The organism is Methanosarcina mangrovi, from assembly GCF_052057765.1.
Classification (GTDB): Archaea; Halobacteriota; Methanosarcinia; order Methanosarcinales; family Methanosarcinaceae; genus Methanosarcina.
The window spans coordinates 2,797,551-2,819,031 of the sequence record NZ_CP195120.1 but is presented as its reverse complement, the minus strand read 5'-3'; the positions used below and the strand labels follow the sequence as shown (position 1 = coordinate 2,819,031).

30 protein-coding genes are annotated in these 21,481 nt (G+C 38.7%); 21 read left to right on the top strand and 9 right to left on the bottom strand.

The features are described from left to right. Positions 1 to 8 precede the first annotated feature (8 nt). Positions 9 to 266 (top strand): hypothetical protein, encoded by a 258-nt coding sequence (locus ACSAZL_RS12625; protein WP_440944999.1) that lies wholly within the window; start codon positions 9 to 11, stop codon positions 264 to 266. Between the two features lie 72 nt (positions 267 to 338). Here ACSAZL_RS12625 and ACSAZL_RS12620 read toward each other — a convergent pair whose 3' ends face one another. Together ACSAZL_RS12620 and ACSAZL_RS12615 are read right to left on the bottom strand one after the other, a co-directional pair. Beyond that, positions 339 to 665, bottom strand: coding sequence for a phasin family protein (locus tag ACSAZL_RS12620; RefSeq protein WP_440944998.1), 327 nt, complete (start codon positions 663 to 665; stop codon positions 339 to 341). Positions 666 to 1,219: 554 nt separating this feature from the next. Continuing rightward, the gene (locus ACSAZL_RS12615) at positions 1,220 to 2,683 is read right to left on the bottom strand and encodes an insecticidal delta-endotoxin Cry8Ea1 family protein (protein WP_440944997.1); all 1,464 of its coding nucleotides are present in this window, start codon (positions 2,681 to 2,683) and stop codon (positions 1,220 to 1,222) included. A gap of 550 nt (positions 2,684 to 3,233) precedes the next feature. On the opposite strand from ACSAZL_RS12615, the gene ACSAZL_RS12610 reads away from it, so the two are divergent. The 5 genes from ACSAZL_RS12610 (at position 3,234) to ACSAZL_RS12590 (ending at position 8,318) form a co-directional block, all read left to right on the top strand. After that, positions 3,234 to 3,893, top strand: coding sequence for a hypothetical protein (locus tag ACSAZL_RS12610; protein WP_440944996.1), 660 nt, complete (start codon positions 3,234 to 3,236; stop codon positions 3,891 to 3,893). A 311-nt stretch (positions 3,894 to 4,204) separates the two neighbouring features. Continuing rightward, positions 4,205 to 4,723, top strand: a complete 519-nt coding sequence (locus tag ACSAZL_RS12605) for a YIP1 family protein (protein ID WP_440944995.1) — start codon at positions 4,205 to 4,207, stop codon at positions 4,721 to 4,723. A gap of 760 nt (positions 4,724 to 5,483) precedes the next feature. Next, positions 5,484 to 6,314: an AIM24 family protein gene (locus tag ACSAZL_RS12600; protein ID WP_440944994.1), complete on the top strand. Its 831-nt coding sequence runs from the start codon at positions 5,484 to 5,486 to the stop codon at positions 6,312 to 6,314. A 333-nt stretch (positions 6,315 to 6,647) separates the two neighbouring features. After that, positions 6,648 to 7,934: a serpin family protein gene (locus tag ACSAZL_RS12595; RefSeq protein WP_440944993.1), complete on the top strand. Its 1,287-nt coding sequence runs from the start codon at positions 6,648 to 6,650 to the stop codon at positions 7,932 to 7,934. A gap of 27 nt (positions 7,935 to 7,961) precedes the next feature. Continuing rightward, entirely contained in the window at positions 7,962 to 8,318 is a 357-nt protein-coding gene (locus ACSAZL_RS12590) for a hypothetical protein (RefSeq protein ID WP_440944992.1), read from the top strand. A gap of 42 nt (positions 8,319 to 8,360) precedes the next feature. Here the strand turns inward: ACSAZL_RS12590 and ACSAZL_RS12585 are convergent, their stop codons facing one another. The 4 genes from ACSAZL_RS12585 to ACSAZL_RS12570 all read right to left on the bottom strand — a co-directional run bounded on the left by ACSAZL_RS12585 (position 8,361) and on the right by ACSAZL_RS12570 (position 10,170). After that, a complete protein-coding gene (locus ACSAZL_RS12585; protein WP_440944991.1) occupies positions 8,361 to 8,690 on the bottom strand; it encodes a hypothetical protein in 330 nt (109 codons plus the stop codon). A gap of 78 nt (positions 8,691 to 8,768) precedes the next feature. Beyond that, positions 8,769 to 9,107 carry a hypothetical protein gene (locus ACSAZL_RS12580; protein ID WP_440944990.1) on the bottom strand — a complete coding sequence of 113 codons (339 nt, stop codon included), beginning with the start codon at positions 9,105 to 9,107 and terminating at the stop codon, positions 8,769 to 8,771. 286 nt (positions 9,108 to 9,393) lie between these two features. Next, positions 9,394 to 9,624, bottom strand: coding sequence for a hypothetical protein (locus ACSAZL_RS12575; protein WP_440944989.1), 231 nt, complete (start codon positions 9,622 to 9,624; stop codon positions 9,394 to 9,396). A 195-nt stretch (positions 9,625 to 9,819) separates the two neighbouring features. Continuing rightward, the gene (locus ACSAZL_RS12570) at positions 9,820 to 10,170 is read right to left on the bottom strand and encodes a hypothetical protein (RefSeq protein WP_440944988.1); all 351 of its coding nucleotides are present in this window, start codon (positions 10,168 to 10,170) and stop codon (positions 9,820 to 9,822) included. A gap of 144 nt (positions 10,171 to 10,314) precedes the next feature. On the opposite strand from ACSAZL_RS12570, the gene ACSAZL_RS12565 reads away from it, so the two are divergent. Beyond that, positions 10,315 to 10,917: a 2'-5' RNA ligase family protein gene (locus ACSAZL_RS12565; RefSeq protein WP_440944987.1), complete on the top strand. Its 603-nt coding sequence runs from the start codon at positions 10,315 to 10,317 to the stop codon at positions 10,915 to 10,917. Between the two features lie 212 nt (positions 10,918 to 11,129). Here ACSAZL_RS12565 and ACSAZL_RS12560 read toward each other — a convergent pair whose 3' ends face one another. Further along, complete coding sequence (locus ACSAZL_RS12560) at positions 11,130 to 11,489, bottom strand: hypothetical protein (protein WP_440944986.1); 360 nt, start codon at positions 11,487 to 11,489, stop codon at positions 11,130 to 11,132. 434 nt (positions 11,490 to 11,923) lie between these two features. On the opposite strand from ACSAZL_RS12560, the gene ACSAZL_RS12555 reads away from it, so the two are divergent. The 10 genes from ACSAZL_RS12555 to ACSAZL_RS12510 all read left to right on the top strand — a co-directional run bounded on the left by ACSAZL_RS12555 (position 11,924) and on the right by ACSAZL_RS12510 (position 17,551). Next, on the top strand, positions 11,924 to 12,076 hold the full coding sequence (locus ACSAZL_RS12555) for a hypothetical protein (protein ID WP_440944985.1): 153 nt from the start codon (positions 11,924 to 11,926) through the stop codon (positions 12,074 to 12,076). 507 nt (positions 12,077 to 12,583) lie between these two features. Beyond that, positions 12,584 to 12,829 (top strand): hypothetical protein, encoded by a 246-nt coding sequence (locus ACSAZL_RS12550; RefSeq protein WP_440944984.1) that lies wholly within the window; start codon positions 12,584 to 12,586, stop codon positions 12,827 to 12,829. 358 nt (positions 12,830 to 13,187) lie between these two features. Continuing rightward, the gene (locus tag ACSAZL_RS12545) at positions 13,188 to 13,568 is read left to right on the top strand and encodes a hypothetical protein (protein ID WP_440944983.1); all 381 of its coding nucleotides are present in this window, start codon (positions 13,188 to 13,190) and stop codon (positions 13,566 to 13,568) included. Continuing rightward, positions 13,569 to 13,757 (top strand): hypothetical protein, encoded by a 189-nt coding sequence (locus ACSAZL_RS12540; protein ID WP_440944982.1) that lies wholly within the window; start codon positions 13,569 to 13,571, stop codon positions 13,755 to 13,757. It begins immediately after the preceding gene. A gap of 163 nt (positions 13,758 to 13,920) precedes the next feature. Further along, on the top strand, positions 13,921 to 14,412 hold the full coding sequence (locus ACSAZL_RS12535; protein ID WP_440944981.1) for a hypothetical protein: 492 nt from the start codon (positions 13,921 to 13,923) through the stop codon (positions 14,410 to 14,412). Beyond that, complete coding sequence (locus tag ACSAZL_RS12530; RefSeq protein ID WP_440944980.1) at positions 14,409 to 14,843, top strand: DUF6011 domain-containing protein; 435 nt, start codon at positions 14,409 to 14,411, stop codon at positions 14,841 to 14,843. The genes ACSAZL_RS12535 and ACSAZL_RS12530 overlap by 4 nt, the downstream gene beginning before the upstream one ends. A gap of 385 nt (positions 14,844 to 15,228) precedes the next feature. After that, positions 15,229 to 16,230, top strand: coding sequence for a rolling circle replication-associated protein (locus tag ACSAZL_RS12525; protein WP_440944979.1), 1,002 nt, complete (start codon positions 15,229 to 15,231; stop codon positions 16,228 to 16,230). Positions 16,231 to 16,234: 4 nt separating this feature from the next. After that, a complete protein-coding gene (locus ACSAZL_RS12520; RefSeq protein WP_440944978.1) occupies positions 16,235 to 17,146 on the top strand; it encodes a DNA cytosine methyltransferase in 912 nt (303 codons plus the stop codon). Next, positions 17,143 to 17,352, top strand: coding sequence for a hypothetical protein (locus ACSAZL_RS12515; protein ID WP_440944977.1), 210 nt, complete (start codon positions 17,143 to 17,145; stop codon positions 17,350 to 17,352). The genes ACSAZL_RS12520 and ACSAZL_RS12515 overlap by 4 nt, the downstream gene beginning before the upstream one ends. Before the next feature lie 4 nt (positions 17,353 to 17,356). Beyond that, complete coding sequence (locus tag ACSAZL_RS12510) at positions 17,357 to 17,551, top strand: hypothetical protein (RefSeq protein ID WP_440944976.1); 195 nt, start codon at positions 17,357 to 17,359, stop codon at positions 17,549 to 17,551. Between the two features lie 284 nt (positions 17,552 to 17,835). Here the strand turns inward: ACSAZL_RS12510 and ACSAZL_RS12505 are convergent, their stop codons facing one another. Next, positions 17,836 to 18,633 carry a hypothetical protein gene (locus ACSAZL_RS12505; protein ID WP_440944975.1) on the bottom strand — a complete coding sequence of 266 codons (798 nt, stop codon included), beginning with the start codon at positions 18,631 to 18,633 and terminating at the stop codon, positions 17,836 to 17,838. A 139-nt stretch (positions 18,634 to 18,772) separates the two neighbouring features. Between ACSAZL_RS12505 and ACSAZL_RS12500 the strand changes: the two genes are divergently transcribed. The 4 genes from ACSAZL_RS12500 to ACSAZL_RS12485 all read left to right on the top strand — a co-directional run bounded on the left by ACSAZL_RS12500 (position 18,773) and on the right by ACSAZL_RS12485 (position 20,636). After that, the gene (locus ACSAZL_RS12500; RefSeq protein ID WP_440944974.1) at positions 18,773 to 19,051 is read left to right on the top strand and encodes a hypothetical protein; all 279 of its coding nucleotides are present in this window, start codon (positions 18,773 to 18,775) and stop codon (positions 19,049 to 19,051) included. 3 nt (positions 19,052 to 19,054) lie between these two features. Next, positions 19,055 to 19,507, top strand: coding sequence for a hypothetical protein (locus ACSAZL_RS12495; RefSeq protein WP_440944973.1), 453 nt, complete (start codon positions 19,055 to 19,057; stop codon positions 19,505 to 19,507). 154 nt (positions 19,508 to 19,661) lie between these two features. Then, entirely contained in the window at positions 19,662 to 19,877 is a 216-nt protein-coding gene (locus tag ACSAZL_RS12490) for a hypothetical protein (RefSeq protein ID WP_440944972.1), read from the top strand. Between the two features lie 132 nt (positions 19,878 to 20,009). Further along, positions 20,010 to 20,636: a recombinase family protein gene (locus ACSAZL_RS12485; protein ID WP_440944971.1), complete on the top strand. Its 627-nt coding sequence runs from the start codon at positions 20,010 to 20,012 to the stop codon at positions 20,634 to 20,636. A gap of 109 nt (positions 20,637 to 20,745) precedes the next feature. On the opposite strand, the gene ACSAZL_RS12480 is transcribed toward ACSAZL_RS12485, so the two are convergent. Next, positions 20,746 to 21,237: a hypothetical protein gene (locus tag ACSAZL_RS12480; RefSeq protein WP_440944970.1), complete on the bottom strand. Its 492-nt coding sequence runs from the start codon at positions 21,235 to 21,237 to the stop codon at positions 20,746 to 20,748. Between the last annotated feature and the right edge of the window lie 244 nt (positions 21,238 to 21,481).

The following is a 21,481-nucleotide window of genomic DNA, read 5'->3' as shown; positions in this document are numbered from 1 at the left end:
GCAAAAAAATGGTAAAATTCAGATATTTGTTTGTCCTGTCAATTTTATTTTTCTGGCTTGCAGGGTCCGGTTGCGTCGGGAACGATACTTCAAATACTGAGGAGGCAGGTATAGTCCCGGGCATTTCCGGAACAGATGAAAATACCTCTGCGGAACAGGTTCTTACCGAAGAAGAAATGCAGGAGTTTGAAAAAAGCATTTCCGAACTCGAAGACCTGCTCTCAAATTCGAGCCTTGAGGACGAAATAGTTGTTGAAGAGTTGTAAGAGTAAGAAAAAAATGCTCTAAAAAAATGCTCTAAAAAAATGCTCTAAAAAAATGCTCTAAAAAAGATGCTCTCATTTGAAGAACATCTTTTCTTTATTTTTTATTTTCTGGATTTCGTCTTCAAGAACCTCTAGCCTTGATTCGAGTTCATGCATATCTTTTCTGGTAAAGACATCGGCCTTTGAGATGGCTTCCTGCATTTTGTCAGATATTTTCTTTTCGAGGTCAACCCTTTGTTTCCGGCTTTCCTCAAGCACATCCTGAACAACTTTTTTGCCTTCTTCCTTGCTGATATCCCCTTTGTCGACCAGGTCTTTTACGAGCTCATTTACTCTTTCTTCGGTCATTGCCCACAGGCCGGCCCCTATGAGCCCAAGTTTTCGAACGGATTCTCTCATTATAAACACTCACCCTGGATTATTAAATTGGAAATAACTAATCTTGAATGATGATACTTTACTAAAGACTGATAATATATTAAAGGTGATGATGTATTAAAAATACTATTGGTTAAAAATTACCTTTAGCTAAAACCTGTTTACGGTGCCTTTAGTAATCTCCCGGCTCGTTTGAGGGCGAATGGATTTCAGGATTGCTCGGTATCAATCTGATAACAGGATTAATCAAATAACGGGATTAATCAAATAACGGGATAATCAGATAACAGGATTATGCCTGAATTTTATAAAAATGCCACGTTCCGGATTTCAGATACGATTATGAACATCAGCCTTTAAGGCTGGTAATAAATTCGTAGCCTGCATATTCCTTATCTGGAAAAGTAAATCTTCAGGTACTGTAAAATGAGCCAATTGATTCCCTTTTCAATCATCCCGTAACTCTAATTAAGGGTCCATGTAAAAAAAATCAAACCCCCATGAAAAAAATAAAAAAGTATTTATTGGCTCGGTTAAGTGCCAATCAGATGGGGGCCTGTGATCCGAACCTGATATCAAGTTCTCCTTGCCATAATGTTTTGGCTAATATTGGTCCACCGACGTTCCCGAATTTCATCCCAGTTGTAATCCTTTATCCAGATCCGAATCTTCTCAATCGCCTCTTCTGAATTTTTAAATCCGACATAACCTGCAAGTTCTTCCGGTTTTAGTGCGGAAGGAGAGGCAATATACATTTTTTGCAGAACGGCCTGGTCCAGTAACGTTGACTCCCCGTCAAACTTGAAGCCAGAAACAGCACAATCCGCACTCCCGTAATAACTACTGACTCCCATAATTTTAATGCTTGAAAGAATCTCATCAGGATAAGTAAAAACGTGGTCACTACCCCCAGAATAGTTACCTCCAAGCTCGTTACTGACAGAACCGTCCTTAAAGGTAAACCACCAGGCGTTCAGAATATCCCCGGTTCGAGCTGTAATCTTCACTATCGGATTTTCTCCGGAGAGGTTGAAAACTCCGCCATGGGGAGGATTTGAACTCCCTCCACTCTTATCCCCCATGCGAGCTGTCTGGGTAACTCCTCCGGGACCTCCGCCGTTCGGGTAAGTAACCTGACAGGCGTCAATTCGGTCCCAAGCCCAGACTTCTACTTTTGAGATCGGCTCTCTGGGTGCTGAGGGGAGTTTAATTGCACCGCTGTTGTCAGCTGTTCCCACCGCATCCGAATAAATCTCTCTTGAGAGATATACTGCGGCAGGCGTGGGATATTTCACAGGATCGAAATACTGCCACATGTCCTTGAAATCCAGAACATCGAGAGTCATTTCCCGGACGTATCTGTTTACCGTATTAAAGGGCTCAGTGTAATGTTTATTGCTGGGAGCATTTTTCTGAGTATCCTGTAAGCCGTCGCTGTAAGTCTTTTCAGTGTATTCTATGTAAGAACCGATCGTGTCTACGATTTGCTCCCGGGTATGCTGCTGTATTTCCTCGGTCCACCCCCAGCTGGAGCCATATAAAGCCCCGTCCCGAAGAAGGGTCAGGTGCATGTTCGCAAATTGAGTAAAAAGCGGCAGCAAGAGCAGTTCGTAACCCTGGGACTGGAAGTGTGGGAGCTGCTGGAGAAAGTCCACGAGTGCAACATTGTATTTCTCAGATATGTAAGTCTGGGTCTGGGAGTTCTGTACAGCCCAAAGGTATTCGTCCAGATTATTCTTCAAGCCTTCAAGGTCTTCCTGAACTTGCTGGTACACCAGATCACTGATTTTCTCGTCTATGAGTGCTTCCACCTGATCCTTTATCTCCGACCACACATCCTCCTGCGAATCAGGCCAAAAAATCTCTACAAGAGCACTAAGTGCAAAACCCACTCCCGGAATTTCTCCGAGCGCTGTGGATACGACAACTCTTGCAGCGTTATTGTAATCGAAATCATAGTCTGCCTGGGTGGAATAAAGCGTGTATTCAGGAGCATCCTTTCTGACTAAAGTTTCTAGCACAATCTGGTTTTCAGTCACGATTATTTTCCCCTTTAATTTCTTTCACTTCAAGGTATTTTTCCAGGACTTCTTCTGGAGTCCTCTTTTTCCGGAGTCCTCTTTTTCCGGAGTCCTCTTTTTCTGGAGACCGGTCTATCGGTACTTTGAGAGTTGCAGTTTTGCGGAAACATATTTACAAATTTCATCCTGTTTTTCTACAGTGTTGCATATGTTAACAAAACAAAAAGCAATAGTTATAGCACATGCAATATTTCATACTAAGAAAATTTTAGTGTACTACATATATAACTATATAATATTTTAAACCATGTCTTTTCGATGGAAGTCTTCCGAGCCGGAACAGCACTCATTAAAAAAACTAGCCTATTTTATGAAGCGGAAAGATACTTATGTTATTTATTTCATCAATTTTGAATCCAGTTATTCATACCTTGAGATCCATGAAAAACTGTTTTCAGAGAGTAAAATATTTAAAACAATAAAACATTTTTTTAATATTAATGATCTATCTTTTCCCAGGATAATTCTTATTTATGTTTAAATATTCGGGTGGCGAGGTAAAATGTTTTTGATTGGAAAATATATCAATTCAATAATTAATATTGTTTTTCTGATTGTCATATTCAATTTTGTATTTTTGATAGCTTCTGTCCCGGTAGCAGGGTTTATTACAGGAGAAGAAGTTTTAAGTGCTTCAATGGGACTGTCTCGAGATATCGATGAAAGTGTCATGTTGACAGAAGACAAACCGGTAACTTTCATGATTTCAACATTGGAACAGGGCAAAACAGAACTTCTGGATATCACTATTGTTGACCCGCAAAACAAAGAATACTCCTGGCAAAAAGGTTTTGGAGGATATGATGAACCCGGAGAGCATATAGAATTCTCTACGGTATTTGTACCAGAATCGTCAGGAATGCATCGAATAAGAATAAGCAATGCAAATTTCAATACGGGCGTCAAGCTGGTCTCAGGAATGGCACATCCCTCCGAACAACCTCTCTATTTAAAAACAATGCTTATTTCAGCAGTACTTATGGCCATTGGAATCATGTTATTCGGATCTTCGACAAAAAGGGTGCCTCTGGTTCCCGGACTTCCCGTATACAGGACAGTGACAACCGGCAAGAACAGAATGAGAAAATTTACAGCTTCCCAAACAATTATCGCGCTTTTTGCAAGCCTGTATATTGTATATAGTGTAGGTTTTCAGGGTGCTTTGTAAGTATCGGATATAATCAAAAGCAGGCCCGGTTTGAAGGGTGAGAGGCTTAAGGCTCTTCAAGCCGGGTTGAATTTGTTGAATTGCATCCTGGAGGGGTGAGAATTGTTTTGTTCGGGCAGGTTAAAAGCCTGGATGAATAAAATAGTGAATATCTGTCATTTTTTCTCCTGGGAGGTAAAGAGATTTCTCCTGTTTGACAAGAATAAATCCATTTTTTGACCGGTAGTAAATCAGATCTCTTCTCTCTTCTTATCTGTACGGAAAGTATAAAAATTTTTATACAATGTAGTGGTTGTAGTAGAAGAACTGTTATGAATTTCTTCTCGACTGCGAACGAAATCGTAAATACCCCCTCGGAATTTTTCAAAAAAGTGCCAGGTGAAAAGGGTTATTATGATCCTGTGATTTTTGCCTGTATCTGCGCTTTGTTTCCCCAATTAATATCTGGGACAATTGTTTCACCAATTCTCGCCTTTTTAATAGCGTTTTTGTTTTCTTTCATTATACGCCTCTTCATTGACAGCGCAGTTCTACATGGATTATTTAGATTAGTTGGGGGAGTAGCTACTTATGAAAGTACTTTTCAAATTCTAGCATATTCATATACAGCACAATTTTTCACCTCTCTCCCTATAGCAGTAGCCCAGGCGGGTCTTGTTCCAGATCTCAGCCCAATACTTATTTTATATGGCATATATCTGCTGACCATAGGAGGGCAGTTTGTTCATAAACTCAGCGCAGGAAAGGCAGCTATTGTCGCAATCTTATGTTTATTCTGGTACGTGGTTACATCATTTATACTTTATTTATTGGTAGAGCCGTATATGTGAAAATGAAGGCAAAGGACGCTAATAAACCGGTGGAAAAGTCAACCTGTCCTAAAGTTGCTTTATTGGGCCTATCCCAAAACCCTTTTTTTAATCATTAGGACTACAAAGTTGCCTGCAGCATAAGTTTTCATCACTATTTTCAGGATCAGAAGTTCTGTTATTTATTAAAAGTTCAATATTGTAGGGACGTAGGCTGGGATTACAAGAAAAGAAGGCAGGGGCCATGAGACGGCAGAGGTTTTGCTTGAGAGGATAAAGGAGGAGAGACGGAAGGGTGGGAAGAAACGATAATTGAGTTGGCTGTTTTTGAATCCAATCTCTTTTTTACTATTCTGAAAAAGCCATCCACTCCGCTGCGCTCTGTGGCCGGTGAGAGCCCCGGTACCTGGAAAGCAATCCAAATAAAAACACCAATTTCTCAAATTCACCAGTTACACAACCGCCGCCAGCCCATTATCCTCCCCGGTCACCCCTGTGTGGTGTATCCTTTTCCTCTCGTATCCTCAAACTGCACTATACGTTGGAAACTTGAAGAAGAAAGCCACTAAAAAGAGCTGAAACAAAAAATTAATCTTCTTCAAGTAACCAGCACCACAAAGGCATATACCTTATCCTCTTCCCGTCAACAAGCTCCTCGTCAAAGATATCGGATGTTATGGTCCCTTCTTTCATCCACTATACAACCTACCATAATTTTATAAGTGGGATTAATATGTATATTAAATGGATTATATGATGAAATTCTTAAAGAGGTTTACTGATGGATGAAAAATTCTACTCAAACGTAAATATTCTCGATTCCATTGAAAAAGGCGGCTTCAAAGTCGAAATTCTTGAATGTAACCACCTTAAAGGAAGTAAAGACGCAGCCCTCGCAGAAGATTTATTCTATATAAAAAATGCCGGGATGTCCTTGAAGATGGTCAAGGTAACCCTTGAAAATAGCGGCCTTATTACCGAGTCAGGAGCTCTCTATTTCCACAAAGGGCATATTGAATGCGCTTCAGGTATAGGAGGGGTTGGCGGACTTGCTAAAAAACTTATCAAAAGCAAGCTCACCAACGAGTCTACCTTTAAACCCGTATACAAAGGAACAGGAGAAATCTTTCTTGAGCCTTCTTTTAGCCACTACGTTCTCATGCATCTGGAAAACGAGTCCATAGTCGTAGACAAAGGGATTTTTTACTGCTGTGAAGAGGGAATGGAAATCGGGGTAGCATCGCAGAAAAATCTGTCATCTGGATTACTGGGAGGAGAAGGCTGGTTCCAAACACAAATTAGCGGTACGGGCACCGTGGTTCTTGAAATCCCCATTCCGATGGAAGAAGTGCTTAAGTACAAACTTGATAACGAAAGAATCCAGGTTGATGGGAATTTTGCCCTTCTCCGTTCGGGCCCGGTAGCCTACAGTGTTCAAAGGTCAAGCAAACAGTTATTCGGTTCCATAACAAGTGGAGAAGGCCTGCTCCAGACATTTGAAGGCACCGGACAGGTATGGCTCGCTCCAACTCAGCCCGTCTACAACCGCCTTAAACACAATGGAATTCCCCAGCTGGCAACTGCAGGAAAGAATATAGATAACTCTATATAAAATATAAACATTTAATGAAAGTAAAGTGCTCAATTTTTAGAATTTCCTTTCATTTATTATTCTTTTTTCCATTTTATTCAATTGTTTCCATCTCCAGGATTAATCGTCCTTATCACTTCTCTCTGCCGATTCGCAGCATCTAATAACATTTTTGAATCTTTTCCGGATAGGCAGAAGGCTCTGGTGGACATTCTCAGGCTCTGTTCCGATGACGATAAAAATCTCAGGGTAAAGCAATAAATGCTCTTTGAACGGTTTTCCCGGAACTTTCTAATGTTTTCCCAATAATATATAAATAATCTTTTGTGTACAGTTCCCCAATATTCTTAATACATGGGCAAAATGAAAATCCTTCTTCTTATATTCACTCTTATTTTGCTATGCTCAGGCTGCCTTGAAGATACAGCTGTAACTCCTGTAAATACGATTAATCCGGACTCAGTTGAATATTACGACACAGCAGCTGCAAACAATGCTTTTGCCTTTGATATGTATTCAAAGCTGGTGCAGCTTGAAAGCGGAGAGAAAAATAACATTTTCTTTTCGCCGTATAGCGTATCTGCTGCCATGGCGATCTGTTATGAGGGAGCTGAGGGTACTACAAAAGAACAGATCTCAAACGTGTTTTATTTCCCTGCAAATAACACGGTTTTTAAAGTCCGTTTGAAAGAAACGAATGACAAAGTATATTCCGGAAGTGACGGTTACGAGCTTGAAACTGCAAACGCACTCTGGGTGCAGGAAGAGTATCCTGTAAAAGAAGAGTATATTTTCAATGCCAAAAACTACTACCGCAGCGAAGTAACAAATCTCGATTTTGTGGGAAAACCGGACGAATCAAGAGATACTATCAATGAATGGGTCGAAGACAAAACCGATCGCAAAATAAAAGACATTGTCCCGAAAGGTTCAATAACGGACGATACGCGGCTGATTCTTACAAATGCAATCTATTTCAATGGAAGATGGGAACATGAATTTGATAAGGAAATGACCAGCAAAAAAGCATTTTATCCGACAAAACGGGAAGAAGTCTCTGTTGACATGATGTACATATCCAGTAATTTTAATTATAGTGAAAATTCAAAGGCAAAAATTATAGAATTGCCTTACAAAGGCAATGATTTATCCATGTACATTGTGCTTCCGAAAGACAATAACATTACGGAATTTGAAAACAATTTCACGGTTAACGATTATGTCGAACTTAAAAACAATATGGACTCCGTGGGGGACGTGGAGACCTCGATTCCGAAATTTAAGTTTGAGACCAAAACCGAGCTTTCCGATTCCCTTATTGAAATGGGTGTTGCGGATGCCTTTGATCTGAAACTGGCAAATTTTTCAGGAATTAGTGATGATCCGTTACTGATCTCCAGAATGATTCATCAGGCTTTCATAGATGTGCAGGAAGAAGGTACTGAAGCTGCTGTATCAACAACAGTATTCATTGGTTTTGTCAGTTCCCCAAAATCCAAATCAAGGGAGTTCAAAGCCGACCACCCGTTCATGTTCTTCATAGAGGACAGGAGGACAAACTGCATCATTTTCATGGGAAAAGTTGAATATCCGGAGTATGAGGAAACTGGAGGGTTCTGGAGCCTACCGTGGAAAAAGTAGCTGAAAGATCATGAGACGGCGGAGGTTTTGCTTGAGAGGATAAAGGAGGAGAAGAGGCGCAAACCCGCCCTCATCCCGATTACCCCCGCGGTGTATTCTTTTCCTCTCGTATCCTCAAACTGCACTATGCTGGAAACTGAAGAAAAAGTCCACCTAAAAGGGTTGAAACAAAAAATTAACCCCCTTCAAGCAACTAATACCATAGTGGCACATGCCCTTATCCTCTTCCCGTCAACAAGCTCTGCATCAAATATCATGCCTATGTCGATGCAATATAATTTCCTGGTTTGTTCATTTGCACTTATTTTCCGATTGACGCATCTAACGTTTTTTTCCAATCCGAAAAATAGAAGAAGAAATGCTGACCATGATCTCGGTGCTTAAAACAAAAAAAGTGATTAATATTTTTCCAAACTCTGGTTTTTTTCACAAACTTTTGCATTCATCTGCAAATCTCACAATTTCCTTACCGACCGTCTGACAGCTGATGAAAAAAGGTTTTCTCGTAATTGTGAGAGTGAGATTGGACTCTCCATCCCATTCGAAACTCCCGGTAATCCCTCTGTCCGAAAGTTCTCCTTTGTTTCCCGGCGGGACGTCAATGCCGTAGCCCTGAAGCTTTTCCTTCAGGCACTCAAACATACCGGGTGTAACATCAGGAATCTTTACGTTTTCACAGCTGTTCTCTTCATTCTGTGCATGAGCAGATCCCGCAAAAAAAACTAACAGCATTAGTAGAGAAACTATCAATTTCATGTTCGTTCTTCACCCTTCATCATATGCGAATTCAGCTATCCTTCAGGAAAAAACTCTGTCACATTCCAGGTTTTTCCCTCACTTACCTTTACATTCGTCTACGAATAGTATTATCCTCCCGTCTGCGGTCTCACAGCTGACGCCAAAAGGTTTTTCCTTAATTATGATGGTAAGAACGGACTTTCCATCCCATTCGAAACTCCCGGTAACCCCTTTTCCTGAAAGTTCTCCTTCATTTCCCGGCGGGACATCAATGCCGTAGTCCTGAAGCTTTTTCTTCATGCACTCAAACGCTTCCGGCGTAACATTTACAAATTTTAGAGGTTTACAACTGTTCTCTTCATTCTGTGCTTGAGCCAATCCTAGAGAAAAAACCAGATATATTACTAGCAGAGAAACTATCAATTTCACTTTCATTCTTCAACCCCCCATCTGCGAATTTGTTCATTCTATCCGAATGAATTTGCAGAAGTAATTAAATAAAAACTAAATTAATAAAGAAGTTTAAATTAGCATATAAAATTAAATATATGTTAATTTAATATTATTCGAATAATATTACTGCCAGTTTATAAATAGTTAATCTCTATTTCCTATTTTCTAAAGAATAGTTAATACTTTCTCTAAATGAAAAAAAAATAAAAATCACACAAAATACAAAGTTTTCATGTATTGGTAGGTTGTGACTCCTATCAAATCAACTCTATTTTTTAGATTCACTAAAGTGAGCATGTATTTTACATACTTCTTCCAACATAACAGCATTTACCTCATTCATTTGACCTGATCTTATTATTATCCATTGAGGACTTCCTGACTGGTTAGAGGTAACTTGATAATCATCAACATCATAGCAAGAAATTTGTTTTCCATCTTTTAACGCTAAAAGGACTGTTAAACTCATTCCTTTTTTGTTTTGTTTCTCTGTAATCATTGGGTTTAGAATATTTTCGATTATATATATCCCCCCACTGTATATTTGAAAAAGTATTTATTAAGAGATAGTTAAAATAGATATTTAAAGTTATCTTTTTTTAAGGTGTCTCTGCATATGCATAGAAGACATTAATTTAATAATAGAAATGAATTATTAATAAAAATAATTTATGTTAATTTAAAAAAGACATTATTAGCAACAATCGGACTCCACAAAATAAAGCCTTTTCATATCAGGGCAGTACATATCAAGCTCTATCTTAATTCTTTCTATGAGGTCTCTACAGCAATCCCCTGTCACTCCATAGTTTTCTTTTAGGATTCCAGACAGAATTTCTATTTCAATTCCATCGTGGATTATATTTTCCAGGCTTTGTAGAATGTTATATACTAATTCGTCTTCTGATTGAGAATCTTGTATTTTCATTTTGGCAACCCGGTATTTATGCGACTGTGAGCCAAAGCGGCGATACTTCTGAACATGTACAAATATATCATGATATACATCTGTGCCGCAAACAGGACAACGCGCTTTTACATACATTTTTGTGACCCCCAATTTTCTATGGAAAAATAAAAAAGTCCTTAAAATATATAAGAAAGAATCAAGCTGGCTGAAAGTAATAAAGAATCGCTTTGTCTAGAAATTATGATAATAAATAAATACTTCTAATGATTCTGTTTTTACATGGTACATTATTTGATTGAATTTAGATTCCACGGCAGTGCAAAATATGAAATTAAAAAGTGGATAAACGAAATCAATCAGATATTTGGACTGAAATCTAAAAGGGCGATTCCTCATATTACATTGGCAGGTCCATTTACTACTTATGACGAAACCAGATTAATTCGCGATTTCAATTTCTTATGTTCAAACTACTCACTAATGGATTTCAAAGTAAATGGATTCGGCGCATTCGAAGATACCAAAGTAATATTCCTTGACATAACTCCAAGCCAAACTTTAGTGGAGTTTAGATGGAAGCTTGCTCAAACACTAAAACCATACTGTAAACTCAATACGTTCGACTTTGAACGAAAATTTGAATTTCATTCAACAATTGCAATGAAGTTAACTGATGACAAATTTAAGGAAATAAAAAGATATATTGTAAAAAAAGATGGACTGAAATTCAGACATAGTGTGGTCCGAGCAACTCTTATTAAAAATCAGCTGATATTGCGAGAATATGATTTTCTTTTAAGACGGCCATTAGGGAGGAAATTGGCGTTAGACAAGGACGTTTATGCCCAAACCATGAAACTACTAAATAAACACAAGTTTTGATGGTCGTTATGGTCCAGATGAATATGTAAGTGCAGGTTTTTGAGTCCCGAAAGAGGCAGAGCCGATAATATCAAAAGTTTATTCTGAAAACCAAAGGTCTTTGTTACTTCAGACTTGCACCATTATATGTATATTAATCATTAATTACCCTGAGCTAAAAACTTAGTTAAGGGTTTCCTGCCTTTTGTTCATGAATATTTTTTGAAAAATTATTATAAAGTAAATTCTTCTAATATTTCCACGTCATCTTCTTCTTTTTTAATTTTCTTAATTTTAGATTTAGCTTCTTCGACGACTGGGATTTTTGGAGAAGATCCCTTTTGTTGAAGTACTGCGTTGATCGCCTTTCTACCTATTTCTGTTTGAAGAAGCTCAATAAGAATTTCGACGGCTCCTATTTCTTCTTGTTCTAAATCATGCTTTAAAAGAAATTCAGTTAACGCAGTAGTTGTTAAATCCGATGCACTGCTGAACTCCTCAGTTTCGACTAAAGCATCTATCTTCCGTTTTAGATAAGGACTGACCGTCACATTCAGAGTTACTTTTTTCTTTTTTATTTGTGCCCCTGCCATTACATTATAATTACAACAGAGTATCATTTTATACCTTTTTGTGGTAATTACTTTTTAATTACATCATAATTACGGCATCAAACGAAAATTTTATATTTGATGTGGTAATTATGGTGTAATTACTTGACAATAAGAGGTGATTTTAATACAAAATATCAAGAAAAAAAATACACTAAATGTAACCGTCAGTCCATACCTTGCAAAAAAAGTGGATAAACTTGTTAATGAACGGATATTTAGCAGCAATTCAGATCTAGTGAGCATGGCTCTATCAGAATTCCTAGTGAAATTTCCAGATAAAGGAGAGGCGGTAATATGAAAAAAGGAATTGTTGGGTGTGAAAAATTCTTTCCGGCGCGGCCAAGCTTTGGACTGAGTTTTTCACCCTCTTTTGAAGAGGGTTTCTTTATATATCAATCTATGGGGGTTTTGCAGTGAGCGCAGAAACACTCACACTCGAAGACCTGAGACAAAACCCTCTTGTCCAGAAATTTGCCTCCCTCTCTCCGGAAACAGTCGCTTTAGCTCCGGAGGGTGAGGAGTTCCGTATTTTCTGCCTCTCGATCCTCTCGGGGGTGCATGTATGAGTAATCTACAGGCAAACAGCCCTTATTTTTCTGTGCCTCAGAGAAAAGCAAAATTAAAATGCCCCTACAAGCACGAACTTTGCGAAGAGTGCAAACAAGTATTTGTTCCCGCCACATGGCCTAAAGTATACGGGAAGCGTCTCTGTTCAAACTGCGCCACTAAAGAACTCACAAATATACGATTTAATCGCAACTATGCAGCGGAGGCGGTTTAAGTGCGTGCCCTCTCTTCTCTAACAATCGTCACAGCCTCGATGTGCTGTATAATCTTCTTAGGGGTCCTTATGCTTACCTTCTGCCTCTCGATCCTCGCGGGGGTGGGTCTGTGAATGGCATAGTGTCCGCTCGGGTTCCGGTCCACACAACCCGGAAAGTTCAGCTGAATTCTCACCTTGATGAACTAATTTTTCAGACTCGGGGAAATATCAAACCCTCATATCAAAAAACAGTACGAAGTATGTTTCAGACTCCGGACCTGAACGCCCTATATTCTCGGGAGGTGCGGGTTTGATTCCTCAAAAAATTGTTGCTTATTTTCCCAGCTTGCAGTTTGAAATGTGCTATATTGTGCTGTTCATGGATGTACTCTCGAGCGGGATACTCAAACTAATTCAGGTCGCATACAGGCCGGAACCTCGCTATATAGTCATGTTCTCGTCAACGATTCCGGGCCGCGTCTGGGTCGCAAAAGAATCAGACTATGAAACCGCACTTTCAACGTACAGCGCAGTAATTTCAGATGAATTCATTTAAGGGGGGTGAACGCTTGAACATAGTAAAATCAGTATTCTCAGCCGTAGGATTCGCTTGTTTCCTCGTTCTCGGGGCTATTTTTGCAATAGGGGCAATAATTGCGGGGGTGGAAGCGTGAGCCGGGGAGATCTGATATTTTTCACTCTTTTTTATGTGGCTCTCTTTCTTGCGGTGCTTGCCTTTGGGATCTTTTCGGAGGTGCTCTAATGGTCCGGGACTGCTGCAAAACCTGCCGGGGATATGCTCATAACTCTATAAATCATGGAGTGGGCTGCTTTGGCTGTTCAAAATCTTCTAATGGCCAGGACTGCGGGACCTGCTCCAAAAAATGTACTAAATACATTCCGGGGGGCTTTTGATGTCTGGATCATCAAACGCCCTTGCATCCTCTAACGGTTGCGAAATGGAAAACATAATTAAAGCCCTCTATCCAGGGGCTGAATTCCATTACAAAGGAATAGTAGACTTTGTAATTGACGGGGTCAAAGTCGAAAACAAATCATGCCAGGAATATATAAATGCAAGTGGAAATCATAACGGTGTACGGTCCGGTAGATTCTGCTTTGATTCCTTACAACACCAAACCTTAGTTGAAAACAACGCTGACTATTCCTTTATCGTTCAGAGAGATTCAAAGCCTATCTTTTTTGCTCGGATTCCTGCAAGAAAATTAAAACTCGGTAAATGGACCGGAGTAAAAGCCGTTTGCTGGAAAACGATTATTCGGGGGGCGGTCTGAATGGCCCGCTCCAAATCTCGCCAGCGTTCCGGGTTCCATCCTTCATTATATGCGTCCCTTTCCAAGACTGAACAGGCAGCAGTAAGGGCTGCTATGGCTGCGTACAATAAGCGTAATCCATCAACCCCTTACTATGAGGTTGAAGAATTCTATCAGCAGGTCTACAGGGCAGGGGGCTGGTTCGCATGAGTATATCTCGAATAGAACGAAACCGGCAGGGGCAATTATACCGGCAATACTCCAGATATGATAAAGCCTCTCGTCTCTGGTTCGCTCGCGGTTGCACATGTGGGCGCACACTGCGGCCAGGTACTAGACGCCACTGTCAAAATTTAACAGGGGGCCGGGTATAATGCCTCTAAATATCCCTGTTCTCGCAGTCCGGCAGGAATGGGCACACTTAATAGCTACTTCTTACAAAACTGACGAACACCGCCTATATCCTGCTCCTACTAAGTATATCGGGAAGGATATTGCAATATACGCCAGCCTGACAGCACCAAAAAAAGAAGAAATTCAGGCAATAAAAGATTTTTTTAATGTAAATTACAGTGAAGGGCGAGCTGAACGGTGGGACTTGCAGCTAAAACCACGCGGTTACATTGTCGCAGTTGCAACCCTAAAAAACAGCCGTAGAGTAAGCAGAGAGGAGTTTAATTCTAGCTATCTCACTCATGCGAACCCTCTTTCTTGGTATGTGCTCGGTAAGTCGCATCTATGGGGACTCTGCAATATAAGACCCCTTTATCACCTTGACAATCTAATAAAATTTAAGTTCTCGGGCTCTATGGTCTGGTCCTCTATTCCTGCAGAAACTCTCAGGGCTCAGGGGGTGGACCTGTGAACACTCCCCTTTATACTCGCTGCCTGCGCTGCGGGCGGGCTCTCAGGGATCACAAGAGCAAAACCCGGGGCTATGGTCCGGAGTGCTGGCAAAAGGTAAAACACGCAATACCCCCACAGGGAGCCCCATTAACCGAAACCCGGAGTATTGAAAATATTTTCAATGCTAACGCAGTTTATGACTCTCTCCGGGTCCGTGTCTCTTCTCATTCCTGCCCTTCCTGCGGTGCTCTCCTGGGCTCTGCAGGGGTCCACAGTTACGACCATGAAGACGGGCTGAACCTTCGCGGGTTCCTGCAGCCTCAATGGGTATATCTGTCCTGTCCTCGTTGCGGGGTAGACATTGCCCTGCATAAGCTCACGCGGGACAGCTGCGGAGATCTCTGTAAGCATTACCGTCAGGTTTCGATAGCTGAGGCTCTCGGGGTATAACTCCTCTTATTTTTTTTCAATTTTTTTGAGACCAAACTATACCGTATTCTACCGGGGGGAGATTATGCTAGGGCTCACTCAGAGGCAAGTATCAGATTTCTATGAAATAACTAGCGAAAGCCCTTGTAATGTGGGGCAATTAGCGGAATATCTAAAGGAAAAGTACTCTTTAACAGAACCTATTAAAAAAATTTATATGAAAGTGTATAATTTCTTTAAAACGCAAGCGGGAAAACTCCATTTCCTTATGAAAAAGGAAGATTCTATCTTATGGATCCGGGCCAATCCCCAAAAACCACTTACCTTGATCTTTGATAAGCAAATTAGTTCAGAGACCAAAATCAAAAACGGACGACCGGATACAACTTCAAAAAATTTTGATGATTTGGAGGGGCTTAAAAACGCAAGCCCGGAACGCTGGAAAGCAGCGCATAAAGTGAGCCGCTGTAACGGGTTCGGTTATACTGATCGCGAAACAGGGGATTTTATTTACACTAATAATATTTATTTTGAATGTATACAGGAATTTTCAAACTATATTACCCGGATCAGGACCGAAAATATAGAAATGGCTTATAGCATGGACGGGGATCCTGTCTTCGCTCGCTCGGTGGCTCTTCCCTACAAAACCCGGTTTACTTCTGTGGACCGTCAAAACGAAATCCGGGAAGCATACCGGGCAACCTGGACAGCAGCCAGCAAGCGCCATATGAAAGCCGTTTTCCTGACTCTTACCGCTCCCCCTCGGGCCGGGTCACTCTGGGACACTAACATTAACATGTTGAAAGCCTGGGGGAAGCTCCGCCGTTTCCTTGATTCTTTCCTTGCCCGGGGCTTGACATATATCTGCGTCCGGGAATTCCAGCAGAACGGCAGGCTCCACTTTCATATTATCATTTTCGGGACAAACTGGCTCCTGCCAATTAAAGCCCTTAAAAAAATCTGGGTAAGCTATGGGGGAGGCCCTGTAATGGATATTTGCGCCATTCGTCAGACTCCGGAGGGCTGGACCTGGGCCCGCAGATCCCCGAGGGATGCAGCCGGGAAAGCTCCTGCAGGGTACCTTTCAGATTATCTCGAAAAAAGTATGAGCCCTAAATCCGGCTTGAATTACTGGATATACAATATTCAGTTCTGGACCGCCAGCCAGGACATCAAGCAGGCTCCTGAGCGGTACGAATCGAAAGGTATCTGGGCGAAAGTCGGGGTACTCTCAAAAGAAGGAAAACGAATTTTCCAGAAAGGCAATGATAAAGCTAAAGCCTTTTTCTCGGGTTCTCTCCTGAGGACTCGCAAGAGATCAGAGCCCCAGTCTAAGGACACGAAGGAAAAAGAAAAGCGTTCTGTGAGCTTTAGGCGAGCTTCTGAGCTATTTATGCAGGGGTGATTTTTTGAAAAAAGTTCTTTTTGCTGATTTTTTTGCTGGCATAGGCGGGTTCAGGCTCGGTATTGAATTAGCGGCTGACAAATTGGGTATCCCAGTACAATGTGTATTTTCATCTGAAATAGAAAAGAACGCGAGGTATATATATGAAAAAAATTTCAAAGAAAGACCACACGGTGACATCACAAAAATACAAGCAGGTGACATTCCAGACATTGACATCCTTTGTGGTGGATTCCCTTGTCAGGACGTTTCTATTGCCGGAAAACGAGAAGGAGTTAAAGGAAAAAGAACTAAACTCTTTTTTGATATCATCAGGATCTTACAAGAAAAAAAACCTAACATTGTATTCCTTGAAAATGTTAAAGGATTGCTTAGCGCAAACAGAGGATGGGACTTCGCCAGAGTGCTCATTGAACTGGAAAACCTCGGGTACGACGTGGAATGGGATACTCTTAACTCAAAAGATTTCGGGGTTCCACAAAACAGGGAAAGAGTGTTCATTATCGGATATCTTAGAGACAAATCCGTCAGAAAAATATTTCCTCTCTCACGATTCAGTCAAAAAAATGATTATGTCAAAAAGCCATCAAAAACCCCAATTGTTAGAACTCTTACAGCAGGGGGAAACAGCGGTGGAAATCATTCCGGAATGACAATATTATTGTCAAAAACAGTTCGCAGTGGAGGGTTATCCTCTCCTTATGGGAGTAAACAAAATTGGGATACATACAATATAAACGGGAAAATACGACGTCTAACCCCGTTGGAATGTGAACGCCTTCAGGGTTTCCCAGATAATTGGACTGTAGGAATTTCAGATACTGCTCGTTATAAATGTCTCGGAAATGCCGTAACCGTAAACGTCATTCAGGTAATTGCAGAATTAATTTTGACCCGGGAGGCAAATAAACAATGAAAATACCAATAGAACTTATTCGAGATTCGGAAGAAGATAACGAACCTGAATACCCGGAACATCCGGACGCAGAGAAATACGAAAGTGCAATCCTGCAGAGCAGGGAGCGCAAAAGCTCCTATAATGACCTCTCCGGAGATGCAGAACGGGTCTTAAGGTCCGCTCCTGCTCTTTCATGGAAACAATTTTTAAAAAAATGGGGGTGAATCATTGGTTAAAAGAAGAAAATTATGTCCAAATGGTTGTTATAGTTCTTCATCAAGGTATCTCCATACTGCTTACATTCAAAAAAGAATAACAACATCTTACGGTATCCCTGGACAAATAAAAAATATTCCAGTTGGGTTCGTTTGTGACATATGCGGATATTTTGAATTTGTAAAACCAGAAAAATCTAAAAAATAAATCCAGATAAAGTCTATAGACTTCTTCTGGACTTAGATTAAAACCAGAAAAATCTAAAAAATAAATCCGGATAAAGTCTATAGACTTCTTCCGGACCTGGATTTTTTGTGTAAAAACCTACTCCTTACGGACTGCTTAAGGTTATTATATATGGGTATGTAATAACCTTTAGGATTTTTCAATAGGGTAACAATAAGAAAGGCCAGAAAAACATTTTTTAAAAGGTATAATCAACAAATAACCGGATACAGAATTCCCCATAGATGAGACTCTAACGCCTTCTTTCACGCTGTACGCTGCACTTTTAAATCTAACTTTTCATCATTCAATTTTAAAAGAACGTGAATGGAAGCAAGGAAAGTATAAAACATCCAATCATACCAAACATCTCTATTATAATCGCTTTGTTGTGTTCGATTATGATGGCGAATATCAAAGCCGTTTATTATTTTGAAAAGATCACTGTCATCTTTATTATTTAATTTTATACCAAATTTCCCTAGATATTCTAGCACATCAGCAAGTATTCTTATGGCTTCTTTCTTCTCTTCAACTGAAGAATTATACCGAGAAAATTTTGAAATTGCGTACTTTACCCTTAAATCAATATTCTTAGGGTCGATTGTTTCAATGTTTTCTTCTATAAGTGATTCGAAACCAGGTGGTGAAAGCTTTTGGATTTGTCCCTCTTCCGAAAGCTCATATCCTTCATTATAATGTCTAAGGATAATATTTATTTCGGTAATATACTCTTTCTTCTTTTTTCTTGTCTCTTCTTTCTCTACGCTTATCTTTTCGAAAGGATAAGTTGATCCAAGAATATATACGCGAATATGATCGTAAAGTAACTCTATAACTGTAAATAACTTAACCTCATCATATGATGAAATGCAATTTTCTATCGGCCAAATATTCATCATTTTAGTCAAACCATATATGTAAATATCTGGATTATGATGATTATAAAGAGTCATATGCTCTTCATATTCTTTATAAATCGCGAAAAAGTAATCTTTGAGTATGTTAAAATTAATTTTTGGATCTGTAACATTTGATCTTTCACCATAGTATTTCTTGGACATTACCATCTCTTCACCAGTTTAAGTTCTTACTTTTATTGAATAATCTATAACGATATTTATCAATATTTGTTTAATAAATTATGTGAAGCTTCCATTTATAAAGAAAATATTTTATATGTATAGAATAAATTATATTCACATGTTTAAACCAAACCCAAATTTTAAAAGTGAAATAGATGAAGAAACCCTTGAAAAAATTCTCACTAACATATTAGAAAAAGTTGTATATGAAAACGGATGTACTTTATGCAAAGGAAAAAACCTAACAGTGTATGTAAATGAGTTTACAGGTACATACGTTGATGGATATGCATATTGTCATAATTGCAATGAGAAAATATCCGCCCATGTAAATATTGATATTGAAGGCGAAATGGAGAAAATTGAGACAGAATTGAAAAAAGTTTTTGAAAGGTAAGTTATGGATAATGACCTGATCTATGGTTTTTTGGGGGGAATCGTTGGCGGAATATGTGTGAATATTTTAACTTTTCACTATACAAGGAGAATTGAAACAAAAGAAAAAGCAAAGGATTCACAGAAAGAAGGTCAAAAGAGAATTATAGATAAACTAAAAGAAATAAAATTTACATTTGAGAATTATTTATCTTCGGATCGTATTAGGTATAAAGAGATGAAAAATGAATGTTTTATATTCTCAAACCAGTTAACGAATATCTTAAGTCAAACTGTAAATGATATATCAGATGAAACCAGTGAAGATTTACAAAAATTAAGTTTAGAGTTAGATAAACTCGGAGATTATTCTGTTACAATGGATGATGATTTTTCTGAGAATTGCGAATTTATTATTATTTGTAGATCTATTATCAGAGACGCAGAGAAAATAATGATAGATGTTGATAACTATTGAAGTAACTAAACATCTCTGAATATTAAGACTTTAACCTCATCGAAAAGTTAAAAATGGAATATTAATTTTTGTACTCATTTAGAATCTCTTGCACGGATTCCATCTTTCTTTTTCTCCGGAATACCTTCAAACTTCAGAGACATAAAACATGGATTTGAGTTTAACAGTAGCAATAATAAGTCTCATAGTAACCATTATGGGTATCTTAGTAGCTATCGTTTTTGGTGTTCCTAGTTATTTCTCTGTATATTATGCTAAAAAGGATCATGACAAGAAAAACCAAGATACGGCTAGTCAGGAAAGTAAGATTCATGAACGTTTTAATCGAGCAATTGATCAATTAGGAAGTAAAAGACTTGGATCCTTTTGAATACGAGATTTAATGAAATCTATTTCTCTTATCTTCCTCTTCTTTCCTTTTTTCTTCCATAAAACGAGCGTTTATAGTTACATTAAACGTATGTGTGTAGTTTAAATAGTTTTAGTTACATTAAATACATTTATGGGAAAAATCCTCGGTTATGCCAGAACATCAACATCTAAACAAGATATTGACAATCAGATTCTAGCCTTAAAAGAAGCTGGTGTATTACCTGAAAACATTTTTTATGATAAAGGGGTTTCAGGTCTTACGCTGGCTAAGAATAGGAAAGCATTTAAAAAAGTTTATGAAATGATTCAAAATGGAGAAGTAAACAGACTTTACGTTTTTGAACTCTCAAGGATAGGGAGGTCTTCAGCTGAAACTTTACAGCTTTTCATAGATATTGAGCTTAAGGGAGTTCAAATTATCTCCTTAAGCCCTAATGAAGCATGGACACAACTTGTTGATGAAAACATGAAAGGAATCAGAAACATTTTTGTAAGTATGTTTGCCTGGTTCGCAGACATTGAAAAAAAATCATTATCAGAGAGAACTAAATTGGGTCAAGAAAGAGCTAGGAAAGAAGGGAAAAAAATAGGCAGGCCAGAAAACGAACCGGATAAAAAAGAGTACAATAAACTTAAGGGATCAGGTTTAAAGCCTGCACAGATTGCTAGGGTAATGCAGATACCTCATTCCACTCTTTATAAATGGATAGGTAAATGGGAAGAAGAAGAGAGGATAAATAGAAATCAAGAGTTATAACTATTCTTTTCTCTCTATTTTTTACTCTCTGCCTCACAGGCAGCCTTCATTTTTCTTATAATTTCAGGATTTCTTCGGATCCCTTCACTTTTAAAGGAAAAGTAAAGGATTATATTTTTCCTTTATGTGGGCCATAAAAGGCAATGAGAATTATAACAAAGTAAATAAATATAATCGTACTTGATACAAAATAATTTAAGGCAAAAAAAAGAGAGCAAGTAATTAAAAGAAGTGAACTGAAGTACCTTTTCTCTTGATATCTTACTAATAAGTATAATTTTTCATTTAATTTTGAAAGCTCTTCCTCATTTTTAAGTTGGACCATTCCCTCACGTATTTCGAACATACTGTATTCATCTTTTTTCATTAGATATATTATAATAAAAAAAAAAGCAAATGTGATACATACAATACTGAAAATAACATTCCATATAGCGAACTTATCAACATTCCATGTAGATGTTTCTACAATTTTAGATACTACTGCAATATAAAAACCAACTATTATACATATAAATTCCATTAACTTTATATATTTATTTTCGTACTTATCACATTGTTCAAACAGTTTATCATAAATTTCTGCTTGTTCATTTGTCATAGCAAATAAATAAAATACACCATTATAAATAGTCAACTTATGGTCACAGACACAAACGTTCACACTTATTTTCTAAAATGAATCCAAAACAGAATGATTTAGACTATATGAAATAGGCAGTTTCAATTTTAAGTGAAATTCTTTGCGAGAATAACTATAGTTCAACCGCATAAGTCCTAATAAAAAGAAAAATTTGCAATCATGGATAAGTTCTGAAGGTCCGGATCCGGAGGCGCTCCCAGAG

Coding starts and splice junctions, on each gene's coding strand:
- ACSAZL_RS12625 (WP_440944999.1), top strand. CDS start 9: ATGGTAAAATTCAGATATTTGTTTGTCCTGTCAATTTTATTTTTCTGG.
- ACSAZL_RS12620 (WP_440944998.1), bottom strand. CDS start 665: ATGAGAGAATCCGTTCGAAAACTTGGGCTCATAGGGGCCGGCCTGTGG.
- ACSAZL_RS12605 (WP_440944995.1), top strand. CDS start 4,205: ATGAATTTCTTCTCGACTGCGAACGAAATCGTAAATACCCCCTCGGAA.
- ACSAZL_RS12600 (WP_440944994.1), top strand. CDS start 5,484: ATGGATGAAAAATTCTACTCAAACGTAAATATTCTCGATTCCATTGAA.
- ACSAZL_RS12595 (WP_440944993.1), top strand. CDS start 6,648: ATGGGCAAAATGAAAATCCTTCTTCTTATATTCACTCTTATTTTGCTA.
- ACSAZL_RS12585 (WP_440944991.1), bottom strand. CDS start 8,690: ATGAAATTGATAGTTTCTCTACTAATGCTGTTAGTTTTTTTTGCGGGA.
- ACSAZL_RS12580 (WP_440944990.1), bottom strand. CDS start 9,107: ATGAAAGTGAAATTGATAGTTTCTCTGCTAGTAATATATCTGGTTTTT.
- ACSAZL_RS12575 (WP_440944989.1), bottom strand. CDS start 9,624: ATGATTACAGAGAAACAAAACAAAAAAGGAATGAGTTTAACAGTCCTT.
- ACSAZL_RS12570 (WP_440944988.1), bottom strand. CDS start 10,170: ATGTATGTAAAAGCGCGTTGTCCTGTTTGCGGCACAGATGTATATCAT.
- ACSAZL_RS12565 (WP_440944987.1), top strand. CDS start 10,315: ATGGTACATTATTTGATTGAATTTAGATTCCACGGCAGTGCAAAATAT.
- ACSAZL_RS12560 (WP_440944986.1), bottom strand. CDS start 11,489: ATGGCAGGGGCACAAATAAAAAAGAAAAAAGTAACTCTGAATGTGACG.
- ACSAZL_RS12545 (WP_440944983.1), top strand. CDS start 13,188: ATGTCTGGATCATCAAACGCCCTTGCATCCTCTAACGGTTGCGAAATG.
- ACSAZL_RS12540 (WP_440944982.1), top strand. CDS start 13,569: ATGGCCCGCTCCAAATCTCGCCAGCGTTCCGGGTTCCATCCTTCATTA.
- ACSAZL_RS12535 (WP_440944981.1), top strand. CDS start 13,921: ATGCCTCTAAATATCCCTGTTCTCGCAGTCCGGCAGGAATGGGCACAC.
- ACSAZL_RS12515 (WP_440944977.1), top strand. CDS start 17,143: ATGAAAATACCAATAGAACTTATTCGAGATTCGGAAGAAGATAACGAA.
- ACSAZL_RS12505 (WP_440944975.1), bottom strand. CDS start 18,633: ATGTCCAAGAAATACTATGGTGAAAGATCAAATGTTACAGATCCAAAA.
- ACSAZL_RS12500 (WP_440944974.1), top strand. CDS start 18,773: ATGTTTAAACCAAACCCAAATTTTAAAAGTGAAATAGATGAAGAAACC.
- ACSAZL_RS12495 (WP_440944973.1), top strand. CDS start 19,055: ATGGATAATGACCTGATCTATGGTTTTTTGGGGGGAATCGTTGGCGGA.
- ACSAZL_RS12485 (WP_440944971.1), top strand. CDS start 20,010: ATGGGAAAAATCCTCGGTTATGCCAGAACATCAACATCTAAACAAGAT.
- ACSAZL_RS12480 (WP_440944970.1), bottom strand. CDS start 21,237: ATGACAAATGAACAAGCAGAAATTTATGATAAACTGTTTGAACAATGT.